Origin of the sequence: Mycoplasma wenyonii, from assembly GCF_003265155.1 — a bacterium.
GTDB lineage: Bacteria > Bacillota_I > Bacilli_A > Mycoplasmatales > Mycoplasmoidaceae > Eperythrozoon_A > Eperythrozoon_A wenyonii_C.
The window spans coordinates 1-769 of the sequence record NZ_QKVO01000030.1; the positions used below are offsets into that span (position 1 = coordinate 1).

The window sequence follows — 769 nt, forward strand, 5'->3', positions numbered from 1 at the left end:
TCCCCTCTAAACGCACCAATTTAAGACTATCTATTTAATTACACTAAACTTTCCTATCTCTTTGTCTAACAAGAATTTGATAATTCCTGTAGGTCCATATCTGTTTTTTCCTATCTTTAAAGAGATTTCTGTAGAGTAATTAAGTTCTTCATCTCCAACCATTTCTATTTCTTCTTCACCCGCCTCAACAACTTCTTTAGTCTTTTTTCCTAGACTTGGAAATAAGAAGATGACTATGTCTGCGTCTTGCTCAATGGAACCAGAATCTCTTAAGTCAGAGAGAACAGGAGTTTTATCTGAACCTCTTCTTTCCTCTAGCTTTCTATTCAATTGAGACAGGGAAAGAATACAAATATTCAACTCCATCGCAAGAATCTTTAGTTGTCTGGAAATTAAACTGATTTTTTGAGTAGGATTTAGATTATTTAACTCTTTGTCTAAAGGTAGATTAATTAACTGTAAATAGTCAATAATTACTAGCTTTAATAAGTACTTACGGGCTCATAATTTAACAGTTGCAATTATTTTTCCTAAGGTGATATTGACATCATCACAAAATAACAAGTTGGCTTCAGAGAGTTTTTTCTTGGAATTCTCTATTATTTCCAAGTAAAAATCTTGGACTTTCTTCCCTTCAGAGAGTTTTTGAAGGGTATTCAGCTTTGTTTTAGAGTCGATTGCAATCAATTTCTCAATAATAATTTCATTAATCATTTCTAGAGAGAAAATTCCTATGGCATTCTCTCCCTCAGCTTTAAAAGGGGGAGAG

At 32.8% G+C, this 769-nt stretch carries 1 protein-coding gene; it reads right to left on the reverse strand.

The features are described from left to right. Positions 1-30 precede the first annotated feature (30 nt). A partial coding sequence (locus DNK47_RS03330) for a DnaB-like helicase C-terminal domain-containing protein (RefSeq protein ID WP_181454175.1) occupies positions 31-769 on the reverse strand: 739 nt, incomplete at its 5' end.